This is a genomic window from Blastopirellula marina DSM 3645 (genome assembly GCF_000153105.1).
Taxonomy (GTDB): domain Bacteria; phylum Planctomycetota; class Planctomycetia; order Pirellulales; family Pirellulaceae; genus Blastopirellula; species Blastopirellula marina.
In genome coordinates, this window is record NZ_CH672377.1 from 983,949 (window position 1) to 996,909 (window position 12,961).

At 58.0% G+C, this 12,961-nt stretch carries 10 protein-coding genes; 4 read left to right on the forward strand and 6 right to left on the reverse strand.

The window, feature by feature from the left end:
• Positions 1–2,175: a 3-hydroxyacyl-CoA dehydrogenase NAD-binding domain-containing protein gene (locus tag DSM3645_RS23020; protein ID WP_002655017.1), complete on the reverse strand. Its 2,175-nt coding sequence runs from the start codon at positions 2,173–2,175 to the stop codon at positions 1–3.
• Positions 2,176–2,362: 187 nt separating this feature from the next.
• Here DSM3645_RS23020 and DSM3645_RS23025 point away from each other — a divergent pair, with 187 nt between their 5' ends.
• Entirely contained in the window at positions 2,363–2,752 is a 390-nt protein-coding gene (locus DSM3645_RS23025) for a DUF4430 domain-containing protein (RefSeq protein WP_002655018.1), read from the forward strand.
• Positions 2,753–2,798: 46 nt separating this feature from the next.
• Positions 2,799–3,404, forward strand: a complete 606-nt coding sequence (locus tag DSM3645_RS23030; RefSeq protein ID WP_002655019.1) for a DUF6580 family putative transport protein — start codon at positions 2,799–2,801, stop codon at positions 3,402–3,404.
• Positions 3,405–3,577: 173 nt separating this feature from the next.
• Here the strand turns inward: DSM3645_RS23030 and DSM3645_RS23035 are convergent, their stop codons facing one another.
• Complete coding sequence (locus tag DSM3645_RS23035) at positions 3,578–5,989, reverse strand: HEAT repeat domain-containing protein (RefSeq protein ID WP_002655020.1); 2,412 nt, start codon at positions 5,987–5,989, stop codon at positions 3,578–3,580.
• Positions 5,990–6,074: 85 nt separating this feature from the next.
• Positions 6,075–7,829: a hypothetical protein gene (locus DSM3645_RS29735; protein ID WP_002655021.1), complete on the reverse strand. Its 1,755-nt coding sequence runs from the start codon at positions 7,827–7,829 to the stop codon at positions 6,075–6,077.
• 204 nt (positions 7,830–8,033) lie between these two features.
• Here DSM3645_RS29735 and DSM3645_RS23045 point away from each other — a divergent pair, with 204 nt between their 5' ends.
• Entirely contained in the window at positions 8,034–8,969 is a 936-nt protein-coding gene (locus tag DSM3645_RS23045; protein WP_002655022.1) for a histone deacetylase family protein, read from the forward strand.
• Positions 8,970–9,175: 206 nt separating this feature from the next.
• Entirely contained in the window at positions 9,176–9,631 is a 456-nt protein-coding gene (locus DSM3645_RS23050; protein WP_081444982.1) for a response regulator transcription factor, read from the forward strand.
• Between the two features lie 50 nt (positions 9,632–9,681).
• Here DSM3645_RS23050 and DSM3645_RS23055 read toward each other — a convergent pair whose 3' ends face one another.
• The 3 genes from DSM3645_RS23055 to DSM3645_RS23065 all read right to left on the reverse strand — a co-directional run bounded on the left by DSM3645_RS23055 (position 9,682) and on the right by DSM3645_RS23065 (position 12,882).
• Positions 9,682–9,930 carry a hypothetical protein gene (locus tag DSM3645_RS23055; RefSeq protein WP_002655024.1) on the reverse strand — a complete coding sequence of 83 codons (249 nt, stop codon included), beginning with the start codon at positions 9,928–9,930 and terminating at the stop codon, positions 9,682–9,684.
• Between the two features lie 267 nt (positions 9,931–10,197).
• Positions 10,198–11,532 carry a S41 family peptidase gene (locus DSM3645_RS23060; protein ID WP_002655026.1) on the reverse strand — a complete coding sequence of 445 codons (1,335 nt, stop codon included), beginning with the start codon at positions 11,530–11,532 and terminating at the stop codon, positions 10,198–10,200.
• 135 nt (positions 11,533–11,667) lie between these two features.
• Positions 11,668–12,882, reverse strand: a complete 1,215-nt coding sequence (locus DSM3645_RS23065; RefSeq protein WP_002655027.1) for a DUF4013 domain-containing protein — start codon at positions 12,880–12,882, stop codon at positions 11,668–11,670.
• Positions 12,883–12,961: the final 79 nt, after the last annotated feature.

Sequence of the window (12,961 nt, forward strand, 5' to 3'; positions counted from 1 at the left end):
CTATTGGCCGGCGGAAATCGATCGTGATTCCAGGTCGTAAAACTTCTTGCCGCTTTTGGCCATCTCTAACAGCAGCTCGGTCGGTTTGTAGCGAACGCCGAATTCTTCCCACGGTTTCAGACGCTCGACCAATTGCTTGGCGCCGATCGTATCGGCCCAGAACATCAGGCCCCCTTTGAACGGCGGAAAGCCGAGTCCAAAAATTAAACCGAGATCGATGTCGCGAACGTCACGTACAATGTTCGCTTCCATAGCGCGAGTCGCTTCCAGCAGCATCGGCAGAAACAGGCGATCAATCACTTGGGCGTCGGTTTCGTCACGCGGCATCCCTTTGATGTAGGGATCGATATATTTGGCCGCAGCCGGATCCGGCTGCGCTCTCCGTTTGCGATTCTCATAGCTGTAGAAACCGAGGCCCGACTTTTGTCCGAGTCGCCCAGCTTTGACCAGCGCCGGCAAGATCGGCGACGCGAGCGTTCGATCCGGGAACGCGTCGTACATCGTCCGACCGGCGTAAAACGCGGTATCGATGCCGACCATGTCGTACAGCGTGATGGGGCCCAACGGCATGCCGAATTTTTTCGCGCATTTGTCGACGCGCTCCATCGAGACCCCTTCCTGCAACAGGGCGAGCGCCTCGTTCATGTATGGAAAGAGGAGTCGATTGACCAGAAACCCGGGACCATCGTTCACGACGATTGGAAACTTGCCAAGCCGCTTGGCGAAAGCGACCGCCGAGGCGACGGTCGCATCGCTCGTTTGCGCGCCGCGGATCACTTCGACCAGCTTCATCTTGCGAACGGGATTGAAAAAGTGAATGCCGACAAACCGCTCCGGCTTCGCCAAATTGGCCGCTAATTGCGTGATCGGCAACGTCGACGTATTGGAAGCCAAGATCGCATCATCGGCCAGTTGCGGTTCGAGCCGAGCATAGATCTTGCGTTTGACTTCCAAGTTCTCGACAATCGCTTCGATCACCAATTTCGACGCGGCGACTTCGCTGTCGCTGATCGACGCGTTCAACATCGCGGCGCCTTCGACCGCTTTGGCGATTGTTTTTTTGCCGGCGTCTCGGTCGTAAGCGGCTTCCTCCAATACGCCTGCGACGCCGCGGCGGAGCGCCTCGGCGTTGGCGTCGGACAATGTGGTGAGAATCCCGCGACGGATGCTGGCGGCGGCGATTCCGGCGCCCATGATGCCGGCGCCGATCACGCTGACCGATTCGATCTTTGTCTTTTCAACGTCGTCTTGATCGACCCCGTCGTCTTTTTTGTTCCGATCGGTCAGGAAAAAGACGTTCATCAGCGCAGCGTTGACCGGCGTGCCAAACAGGCCGGCCAAGCCTTCCGCTTCCATTGTCAGGGCCGACTCGGCGTCGACCATCGCGCCCCCCAGCAACGTCTCGAGCGCCGCCATCGGCGCCGGGTACTGTCCTTTGGTCTGGCCTTGAATGTAGGCCGATGCGGTCGCCCCCAGAAAACCCAGCTCGGTTTCGCTCATCTCGATCGCGGCGGAACGCACTTCGCGATCCTGAAGGTACGACTTGCTCTCTTGATCCTGCTCGATCATCCGAATCGCCGCCGCGACCAGATCGTCTGGCGAAGTGAAATCGTCCGCTAATCCCATTTTTGCGGCATTGGCCGCCGAAACCGATTCGCCGCCGGTGATCATCTCGACGGCGTTACTGAGGCCGACAATTCGCGGCAAACGGACCGTTCCGCCCCACCCGGGGAAGATGCCCAGTTTCACCTCGGGAAAGCCCAGCTCTGTTTTGGGTCCCGTCGAAAGAATGCGGCGATCGCACCAGACGGCGAGTTCGGCGCCTCCTCCCACGCAAACTCCATCGATCGCGGCGACGCTCATATAGCGGCTGCTCGAAAGGCGAGCAAAAATCTGTTGCCCGCGCTGGCTCATCGCGGCGATTTCTTCTTTCGAGGCTCCTACCGAAGCGACAAACTCGCGAATGTCGGCGCCGGCGATAAAGATGCCGGGCTTGCCGGAGGTGATCACCAAGCCGTAGATATCTTCGCAGCCATCGATCTCGTCGAGATGGGCCGCCAGTTCATCCATCACCGAGCGGCTCAGGATGTTGGCCCCTTTGCTGGGATCATTGAAGGTCAGCAGGGCGAAACCGGCCTGGGGAAACGAGAGCGTAATCGTCGCGGTCGGTAACATCGAGCGGCGTCCTTCTGCGCGAGTAATCCATATCGTCGCCGGTGATGACGACGTAAGGTAAATTCATCGAACGAATTATAGCGTTTCGGGCAAGCCCCGGCAGCGTCACCAACTGTCTCGCGAGAGATCGACGGACCGGCTAAAATAAAAGCCGGCGTTTGCCCCTCCCTTTGGTAGGATTTCGACCATGATCTCACGGCGTCTGTTTTTCAGCCTCGGTATCGCACTAGCCGGACTCGCGGGCGCTTCCTACTCGGCAGAACCGGAAAAAGCGGTCGAAGTCGTGATTGATTTTGGCGACGGCAGCGAAAAACACTACACGCAGATTCCTGGGAAGAAAGCGGAAAACGTTTTCGCCGCGACCGAAACGGCCAGTCGACACCCGCACGGTTTTGCGCTGCAGAGCCGAGGATCGGGCGACACGCGGTTCGTTTTTTCGATCGATGACGTTAAAAACGAGGGAAATGGGCGGAATTGGATCTTCCGCGTCAACGACAAATTGGCGACACGTAGTTGCGAACTGGTCAAAATCGCTCCCGGCGACGTCGTTTTATGGCGTTTCCAGCGATACGAATAACCTTGTAAGATGATGGGACCAAACCATGTGTCAATGCAGAGAGACGATGAAAAAAGAAACCGTTGAACGATTGTTGTTGGTCCTGTCGTTGATCTCGATCGGCGTCGCTTTGCGCTGGATGTTGAGCAGCTATCCCAACGTCGCTCCGACGGCCGCATTAGCGATGTTCGCCGGCTACAAGCTCTCGAGCGTTCGCTGGGCGTTAATGGTTCCGATCTGGATCACCACGCTGAGCGACGTATTGATCGGCGGCTACGCTTGGCCAGTGATGATGACGGTTTACGTCGCGCTGGCGTTGCCCGTGTTTCTGGGAGTCGCCATCCGCCGTTTCCAACCGAAAACCGACACCTGGCTCGGCAAACTAACCAGCGGACTGCTGCTGGGCGGCGCTTCGGTCTGCGGATCGGTGCTGTTCTTCATGATCAGCAACTTCGCCGTATGGGCGTCGACTGCGGCCGGATTCGGCCTGCCGATGTATGCCGCGAGTTGGAGCGGATTGGTCGAGTGTTACGCCGCCGCGCTCCCCTTCTTCCGTTACACGCTGACCGGGGACGCTTGTTTCAACGTCGCGATCTTTGGAACGTACGCGCTCGGTTGCTTGTTGGTCGCGTCGCCGCAAAAAGAAAATGCGGCGGTCATTTCGGCCGACTAGAGCTACTACACTTCGTAGCCCTTAGCGCAAGTTTGGAGATTGCGTTTTTTCGAACCGAGCGAACACTAGCCAGAGACGCAAGCCGATGGAATGCGGTCGGCGATCCTAACTCGGATTGAAGCGGCCAGCCGCATTTCCTCGCTCGCGCAGCGGGCTACGAAGAAAGACGCCTCCTAGTACGTCACCTGCGTACTGCCGACTTTGGCGGCGTACCAAGATTGCCAGGCGGCGATCTGCGAGTTGGTGTCGCGGAATCCTTTTTCTTTGGCGGCGATATCTTCGCCCACCACTTTCGGCAGCGCCTCGAGAGCCGCGTGTCGCACGCTTTGTGATTCTCCCAGCATGCGGATCAATGTGGGCGCGAACGCTTCGTCGCCGCTGACTCCCATCGCTTCGACCGCCAGGCGCCGCGTTCGTTCGATTCGATGGCGCGAGAACCGGTTCAGAGCGTCGTTCCCTTCCTGGACTTGGAGATAAGCGAGCGAACCGGCTGCTGCGACCGCCAAGTCGTCGTCGCGGTCGCCGATCATTCCTAACAGGGCTGTTGTCGTCGATCGGCCTGGATAGTATCGCAGCGCCACAGCGGTCGCCAGACGAACGCCGCGGTCTTTGTCGGTCAGCAGGGTCGACAGCATCCCGGCGTAATCATGACTCGTGTACCGCTCGCACCAGGCGACCGACTGCCGACGCACGGTCGCCGCGCGATGATGCAGCGCCAAGCCGACAATGCGGGCCGCCGCTGGTCGATTGTCTTGCTGAACGATCTCCAGAATTGCGTGCATCTCTTCTTCGGGCGCGTCCAGGCGACACGAATCGGCCACTAGTTGCAACAGGTATTGGTTCAGCAAATGTCTCCGGCTGGCCCGCGCTAATTCACGCAGAGCCGACGTCCGCATCGTGTCCGACTGCTGCTTCGCCCGCTCCCAACTGGCGAAGTCGGCGTTGATCTCCGGCAGGACGTTTTCTTGCAACCGGGGAAGAGGCACGTTTTGAAGTTCTGGGGCCAGCTGGTCGAGGGTCGCCAGCAAAGCCGTTTGTTGCGTCAACAATGACCGCTTGGCGGCGGTCGCTGCCTGAGCCGTTTTCGCCTGTTCGTATTGCTGCACCAATTGCAACAGTTCGAGCGCCGCTTGGCGGGAAACTCGATCTTCGGTGACGGCGACGTTTTCTTCCGGCAGCGAGCCAAACTGCGTGCGCCATGCTTTGTCGAGTCGAGCGAGCGACTCGGCGACCGTTTCGTCGGACGCTGGCGAAGGTTCCCCCAGCCGCGCCGCTAGTCGCTGAGCGAGGACTTTGCCGGTATAGGGAGATTCCGACTTGCGTAGGGCGGTGAGGATCGCGGCGGTCGCCGGCTGTATTGGCCAGGCTTCCAGCGAATCGAGCGCCTGATCACGGACTTGCGAACTCGAATCATCGAGCAGTTTGGGCGCCGCGGACAGCAACTCCTGCTGCTGATCGATCGCCAACAGCTCGGCCACGGCGCTGCGGACGCGATGCTCGGGATGGGTCGCCAAGTCAGCGATGCGCTGAAAGTCTCCTCGAATCGCCCAAACGTCGGTCGCCGCGAGCAAGCAGACAATCGAAGCGTTTTCGTCCAGTTGCGACAATGCTTCAAGCGCTTCCGGTTGGCCCGAGCGCGCCATCCCGTAGATGGCGTCCCGGCGTTGGCTCATGACCGCCGACATCATGGCGGGACGTAGTTCGGCCAGCGGAGCGGCGGTCCGCCGCGCGGCGGAGGAAACCATTTCCGCACGATCGTCCAGCAACTGCGCCGCTTCGGGCGGAAGCTCTCCACTCCAGTCCAGATACATCGCGTCGAGCGCGGCGGCTCTTACGTTGTCGTACTCCGAGGCAAGCCCTGCGATCACTCGCGCATCGCTACGCACATTATCGCGTAGCGCCAGCGCGTACATCAGCTCTGTCTCTAGTTTTTCAGCGCTAAGTAGCTGGGCGGGAGTAGGCTCTTCGGCCGCCAGCCATGTTTCGCGTGATTCATACAACTGATCGATCGCCGCTTGATCGTTGACCAGCGCCAGCGCTTCCAGCGCCGCCGAGCGTGTCGAAGTCGGCAAGTCACGGTTTTCGACGGCGTCAATCAATAACGGGGAGTCCCCTTGATCGCGGCGCGCCCGTCCAATCGCCGCGGTCGCACGAACCAGCGGATTTTCAGATTCGGTCGCCGCCAACAGCATTGCGTCGGCGGTCTCTTCTCGCAGTACCGATTCCAACTCTCGATGTCGCCAATGCGTTTGACGAAAAAAGGGGGTCAGAAATCGCCGATCGGCGCGGACCAGTCGCCAGCCATCGGTTTCGACGATCTTGCCGCGGAGCCCGCTGCGAGAGGGTAATTGAATCGTCGATTGCAATCGACGTTCGGCGTTGGCCAGAGCAAACTTATGGGCACGGTCGGCCGGAGGTGGTCCGACCTCCACCTCCGGAGGTTCGTCGGCAGCGTCTAAAAGCGCGTTGAATTCGGCGCTAGCATTGGCCGCAGCGCCCAAGTCGACCGTTTCGCGCGCAACGAAACATCCTGCGGTCGAAAGTCCGACCGAGAGAAGAATCGCCAAATTGCGCAGTGCTAGCATAAAAAGAGCCGCTCGCAGGAAGAAACCTCGGCGGCTGTTGATAGCTATCTATCGGTGAGCAGACAAGAGCAATCCGCAATTACGGCTATTTGGCTGGCGTCATCGGAGCTGTAGCGCCGGCGGCGCCAAACGGCATGTCAGCGCTCGGAGCAGCGGCAGCAGGAGCAGTCGCCGGCGCGGCGGCTGCCGCGGGACGCTGGGGCGCGGCGGCGGGTGCGGCGCCAGGAACCGCTCCAAACGGCATGTCAGCGCTCGGCGGCGCACCTGCTTCGCCTGCGGCGTCAACAACTCCAGCGCTGGCGGCGAGCTTGTTCGCTAGTCGCTCCAGCTTGGCGTGCTTCTCTTTGATGGTCCGCGCCAGATCCTCGTACGGCATATAGGGATCGGTTGCCCCCGGCCCCGATTGCTGCCCCATCTGATTTGTCGATGCTGTCGGATCCACGTCGGAGGCGTCAATCAGTTCGTCCATCGCCTTCGAGAGGTCAATGATCGCGGCCTGCTCTTCGGCGGTCGGCACAAACCGAATCAACCCGCTATCTAACTGGCGAAGGTCCGCAGGAACTCCCTTTGATCCAACCAAACTGACTTTTAACGTGTCGACATCGTTTTTCACGCGCCGGCGGAAAGTTAGCTGCAAGCTATGTAGCGGCGGGTTGGTGTTGACGAATTCCTTCTTTTTCGGCTTCTTGCTTTTGCCGCCGCCCTCGGGCGACATGTCGTCATAGCCGTATTCGGGCGACGGAGAATAGGATTCTATGCCGCCGCCGTACGAACGACCGCCGGGCCCGCCCATGCGCATCTCTTTCAGCGCTTCGGTGAACCAGGTGATATCGGCGTCGACCGACTGCGAAGCGAGCTTGGCGACCAATCCGACCTGCAGATTGGGATCAAAACTCTTCTTCACGGCGTCGTCACTTGGCAAAGCGGCCAGCGTCATCGCCGCGTCCACGCGCAGCGACTTGTCGGCCTCTTCGTTCTCTAACATCTGGCCCAGCGATTTGGCGACCTCTTCCAACGATTTGCGGATCGAGCTGGTGACATTTTGATTGCTGCCGGAGGCCAGCAGCGTCTTGTAGCCTGGCGAGAGAGTGCGCACCATATCCATCGCACGACGCTGGATCCATTGATGAGCGTCAGCCGAATGCCCTTCGGCAACTTCCGACGTGATCACCTGACTGGCGACTTTGGTCAAACGATCAATTTCGGCCAAAGTCATCGCTTCGCCGGCCGGTTTCGGCGTGCTTTGGGCGTAGCGAGCATGTCGCACCGCGCCGAGCATCGCCGCAACGCGAACCACGTCGTCCGATTTTGGATCTTCCAGCGTCTTTAGCAGCACATCAAGCGCTGCGTGATACGGACAGACCGGTAGTTTTTCAAAGCTGTTAAATTCCTGGGCGTTCAAATCGCCGATCGTCAGCATTGCATTGTAGCGCACAACCGGATGATAGTCGGGCTTTGACATCTCGATCATCGCTTGCAACGTCAGTTGATTCAGCTCTTTCTTGCTGGTCAGTTGCGTATCCAGCGTACCATTAAAGCTACGCATGAAATCACGCCGCTTCTCGTCAACGCTGGTCCAGTTGGCAGGCGTCGTCCAACTCGGAAAGTACGCTCCCATAAAGAAACGCGTCATCAACTGCTTACCGGCCTCATCGATCGGTTTCCGCTGCAGATACTCGCGCAACTCAAACTTTGCCGCAGTTACGCCAGCGCGCATCTTGGCGTCATCCGGGTTCAACTCCGGCGCATTCATGGGGATCGTCTTGTATTGCTGTGCCCAGACGTCTCCACTAAGAAGGAGGGTGAACACAAAGGCGATAGCCATTCCGTGCAATTTCATGATTTCGACCTGGGATCAGAAAACAACGGCGAGTGCCAGAAAAGTTGGAGGAGGAGTTCTGCAAGATTAGCGTAAATTAACCGATTCGCGCTTCGCAGGTTAGTACCGCCAAGCTCTCGGCTTCTATTCAGACTACTTGCGGAATAGGGAGTCTGTCAATTTTAATGCAAGCGGTACGCAGTTTGCTCACCCCCTACGATTCGTATGACCCTACTCTACAGCGACCACGAATTCTTAGAACACGACACCGGAAACCACCCGGAGTCAGCCCAGCGGTTGCTCGCCGTCACCGCCCGACTCGAGCAAACAGGCCTTTTGGACCAGTGCCTGCGGCCGCAGTGGGCGCATGCGACCGCGCAAGACATCCAGCTGATCCATACGGCCGCGATGCGCACGTCGGTCGAAGGATTTTCTCTGAAAGGTGGGGGGCGAATCGAAGAAGACACCGTCGTCTCCCACGATTCGTACCATGTTGCGACCCTGGCGGTCGGCGCCGCGATGGACGCGACGCGACGCGTTTTGGCGGGAGACTCCTCAAATGCGCTTTGCCTGGTGCGGCCGCCGGGCCATCATGCGACGCCGACGATGCCGATGGGTTTTTGCCTGTTTAACAGCGTGGCGATCGCCGCGCAGTACGCGCTAAGCAAGCTCGATCTCGATCGGGTGTTGATCGTCGATTGGGACGTTCATCATGGCAACGGCACGCAGGACGCATTTTGGGAGAGCGAGCGAGCCGCGTTTCTCTCGATCCATCGCTACCCGTTTTACCCCGGAACCGGGGATACGCTCGAAATCGGACAACGCGCCGGTCTGGGCTACACGCGGAACCTGCCGCTGAAATATGGGGTCTCGCGGCGTGATTTTATCTCGCAGTTCGAGCGTGCCCTCGAAGATATTACGGCGAAAGTGCGACCTCAACTGATTTTGCTCAGCGCCGGCTTCGATGCACATGCGGCCGATCCGGTCGGCAGTTTGGGGCTGGAAACGGAAGACTACGACGAACTTACGCAAATCGTCCTTGACGCCGCTTCCGTTTATGCAGGCGGAAAGCTGGTTTCGATCCTCGAGGGGGGCTACAATCCCGAAAAATTAGCAGAATCGGTCGAAGTTCACCTGCGGAAACTACGTAGTTGCGCGTGAAACTCGCGATCGAGGACCAATTTCTAACTTATAGTTTCGTTAGCTGCTGCCCAACTGAGTGGTACGCCAATACCGTCCAGAGACTAACGAGAGATTTCCGCCATGTTTCGAGCGTCCGTAAGTGTATCGCCCACTGGCTGCGTATAAGCTGCCGCGATCCTATTTTGCCGATCACTTCCCACGGTCTTTCAGGAGCATCTCTCACCATGACATCGCAAAATCGCACCGCAGAATCATTCTCCAGCCCCTCATCACGTTCGATGCGTTTTTTGGTGATCGATGATGATCGCTTGACCCGCGCCTTGCTCTCCGACATGCTGTCGCCGTTTGGCGAGTGTGACGAAGCGGCCGACGCCGACACCGGATTGCGGATGATATTGGGGGCCGATGAACACCATCATCGCTATGACGTCGCCTTTGTCGATCTGATCATGCCGGGCGCCGGCGGCAAAGATCTGCTGCGAGCGTTGCGTTCTGCCGAAGACGAAATGGGACTTGCCGGCAGCGATGGAACGAAAGTAGTGATGATCACTTCGTCTCGTGACACCCGCAGTTGCGTGCAAGCCTTTATGCTGGGCTGCGAGTCGTATCTGACCAAACCGTTCTCTGCCGATCAGGTCGAAGAGAAGCTGCGCGAGATCGGTACGCTGGTCAGCGTCTAGCAGTCTGTTGACTTATTCAACAGACCGCCAGCCAAGATGGAAGAGATCGATTAGATGTCTTCGTCACCGGTCGGATTGGTCGCCCAGCGATCGTAACGAACGGGAGGTGAAAACGTGGGGGTCGTCGTTTCTAGCGGCAGATCGGCTTCGTCCGCTTCTTCTCCGACTAGATATCCGCACTGTTCAATCTCATGCAGCGTCTTGAGCAGATAAACCACGTAGCGCGACGAATTGACCGCTCTACGCGGTGAAGTCATCCGATTGCCGACCAAGTCCCACGCATCGATATTCTTTACCATTTGGGCTGCTCCACTAGAAAGTCGTCATTGAGCATTCGTTGCGTCTGACATTAGCAACCGCGGCGCCGAGATCGGCGACTTGAGCGAAAATCGTCGACATTCGCAAAAATGCCCGAACTTTCTAGAGTTCTGTCAGTTGCGCCGAAAAGAGAACGCAACCGGCGCGATGCGCAGCTGCGGTCAGGTCGCTAGGAAAATTTACAAACGCGTTTGTAAATGACTGGCAAGCTTTGCCTGCTATCCGCAAAGTAGGGCCGTGCCCGACCGCTAACGCGCCGCAACGTCGTCTTTCACTTGCGATTGAATATATTCAATCGCCTTCTCCATCTGCGGATCGACAAACCCCTCCAGCTCGATTTCTTCCTCCGACTTTTCTCGCCCATCAATCGCCGCTTGATCGGCGATGTTGGAACGATCGACGTCGCGGAAACTTCGCGATCGCAGCATGTTCTTGAGATCTTCGTCGGACAACGGGACGTCAAACCCAGGGTTGGGCGAGACGCCCCACGGATCGTCATCGCCATAATCGGGAAAGCGATGGATGTTCTGCTCGCTGGGACGCCAATAGGTTGCGGTGGTGATCTTCAAAGCGCGTTGCGCGCGATCAAGCGGAAAGATGCTTTGCACTGTCCCTTTGCCATACGAACGCTGACCAATCACGACCGCGCGGTCATGATCCTGCAGACAGGCGGCGACAATTTCGCTGGCGCTGGCGCTATATTGATTGACCAAGATCGCCACCGGCAAATTTTGGGGAATAATCGTGCCGCTTGACGTCGCTTCGGAGACTTCTTCAATACGGCCATCCCGACCGCGCGTCGAAACGATGACTCCTTTATCCAAAAACATGTCGCAAATTTCTTCGGCGGCGGTCAGATATCCGCCGGGATTGTTGCGGACGTCAATGATCAATCCATCGACTTTGCCGTTAATGCTTTCCCAAGCGACCTGGAACTCGTCCGAGGTCAAGTCGCCAAACGACTCGATCCGGATATAGCCAATCCGCGGGTACGCTTCGAAGAAATAATTCCAATCACCCGCGCCGTCGTGCGTGTCTCCCAAAACCGACGCGACTTGAATCCGGGCGCGCTCGACTTCAATCTCGGTCGGCTTGGTCCGCCCAATATGCTGCACTTGCAGTTTAACCTTGGTGCCGACTACGCCGCGCAGTCGTTGCACCGCTTTTTCAAATCCGTCTTGCGCCACCTTCTTACCGTCGATCGCCAGGATCACGTCGCCGGCCTGAACGCCGGCTTCATAGGCCGGCGTTCCGCTGACCGGGGTCACGACCAACATCTGATCGTTCTTCTCGTCGTACATGACGTGAATCCCGATGCCGCCGAACTCTTGATCCAGCTCTTCGCGAAAGTCTTCAAAATCGATCGGCGGAATGTAGGTCGAGTTTTGATCTAACTCCATCGTCATTCCATTCATCGCTGAATTGAACAGCGTCTCGGCGTCGATTGAACGCACGTATTCGTACGAGATGATATCAAGCGATTCGCCAAACAAACGCATGAAGCGATTGCGACTCGCGGCGCCGTAGCAAATCAGCGATACGAACGCGAAGACAAAGATGATCGTAAGATTACGTCGCGGCATAGCAGGTCCCAGGGACGAAACAGGCGGCTTGGGGGAGCGTCATGTTTTATCGTAACTGCCACGGGCGCATTGGGGTAGCAGCGAGCGTCGCCAAAGCGGAGGAGAGCCGAGAAAACAGGGTGATCGGCGCTGCTGCTAGCCGCCGACAAACGGGGCCGGAACCAGAAAAGCATGTTGCTCAAGCAGACTATAAGCGCCGCTCCAAGAAACGTACAAAGCCAGATACATGAAAAAGACATAGCCTACGACGACCGGAATCTCTCCCAAGCGCGCTACCCAGCGTAAGAAACGATTTTGCGGCTCGCCGCGCCGCCGCGCACATCCCAACGCCCAACCGCTAAGCAATCTCGCAGGCAACATCAGCGCCACAAAAAACAGACTCGGCAGCCAGGCGATCTCGCGATCGATCAACTCGATCTTCAGCAGATAGAGCGGTAACGCAAACAATAATGTGATCAACAGCGCCAACCAAAACGCCAACGGTGCATAGCGAAACTGTTTGCGGACTTCTCGCCATTCAAACATCGCTCGCCAACGATTCTCGGCGGCGAAATGAGCCTGCATAAACGGCAAATAGAGCAATACAAAACAAAACGCCAGCATCCCCGGCAAGCTAATCAAAAACGCCGCCGGCGGATTTTCGATCCCGCGCGCCGCGATCATCCAACCGACCGGCAAGATCAGCCAGACCAAGGTCGTCAGGAACCCGCGCACGCCGAGCGAAAAATAGTAACCCAATCGCAGCGAGCCCAAAAACCCCAGACTCTTGTCTCGCGCTTCGGAGAACATCCCGCCCGCGCGAATCCGTCGCCAGAGTCGCAGCGGCGCCGGCCAAAGAAAATGCCGGAACTTCCCGCCGCGGAACCACGCCCACGCGATATGAAACCCGACGGCCAGCGTTAATACGATCAACACGATGGTCATTCGCCGCGGGACCGGTCCGCCGGGCTCGATCAGATTGGCGCTGTCCCGCAAATCGGCAAAAAATCGAAGCGGCCAGAAGAAAAGCCAAGTCCCCAATGCAATCGAACCGATCCGCGCCGCCGTACGAATCCCAATAAATCCCTCTCTGAACTTGCCGGTGCGTGCGATTCGCCCGCTCACTTCCAGCAAATAGCCCAGGCTCAACATGTTCGCGATCGGAATCGTCGCCAAGATCGCGAGTAGAAAGATCAGCGAAACCAGACCGAAACCCCATTCACCGCCGCTGCACATCGCGTCGAAAAAAGAGCGAATCCAACCTCGTGGCGGCGAAGCTGTGACCAAAGCTTCCCCCGTCTCCGGTGGCGAAGACGCCACCAGCGGTTCGTCGTTTTCGACAGTTTCGAGGGGATCAGAGATCGTCGCCATTGGTTCCTGTTAGCGCAAATCAGCAGTAGAAGGGTCCGTCGGAATCAGCGACCCGGCTCTTGGTTTACCCCGAGTGCGT

Excerpts from the sequence above, each read along its gene's own strand:
- DSM3645_RS23020 (WP_002655017.1), bottom strand. The coding sequence starts at position 2,175 with ATGTTACCGACCGCGACGATTACGCTCTCGTTTCCCCAGGCCGGTTTC.
- DSM3645_RS23025 (WP_002655018.1), top strand. The coding sequence starts at position 2,363 with ATGATCTCACGGCGTCTGTTTTTCAGCCTCGGTATCGCACTAGCCGGA.
- DSM3645_RS23030 (WP_002655019.1), top strand. The coding sequence starts at position 2,799 with ATGAAAAAAGAAACCGTTGAACGATTGTTGTTGGTCCTGTCGTTGATC.
- DSM3645_RS23035 (WP_002655020.1), bottom strand. The coding sequence starts at position 5,989 with ATGCTAGCACTGCGCAATTTGGCGATTCTTCTCTCGGTCGGACTTTCG.
- DSM3645_RS29735 (WP_002655021.1), bottom strand. The coding sequence starts at position 7,829 with ATGAAATTGCACGGAATGGCTATCGCCTTTGTGTTCACCCTCCTTCTT.
- DSM3645_RS23045 (WP_002655022.1), top strand. The coding sequence starts at position 8,034 with ATGACCCTACTCTACAGCGACCACGAATTCTTAGAACACGACACCGGA.
- DSM3645_RS23050 (WP_081444982.1), top strand. The coding sequence starts at position 9,176 with ATGACATCGCAAAATCGCACCGCAGAATCATTCTCCAGCCCCTCATCA.
- DSM3645_RS23055 (WP_002655024.1), bottom strand. The coding sequence starts at position 9,930 with ATGGTAAAGAATATCGATGCGTGGGACTTGGTCGGCAATCGGATGACT.
- DSM3645_RS23060 (WP_002655026.1), bottom strand. The coding sequence starts at position 11,532 with ATGCCGCGACGTAATCTTACGATCATCTTTGTCTTCGCGTTCGTATCG.
- DSM3645_RS23065 (WP_002655027.1), bottom strand. The coding sequence starts at position 12,882 with ATGGCGACGATCTCTGATCCCCTCGAAACTGTCGAAAACGACGAACCG.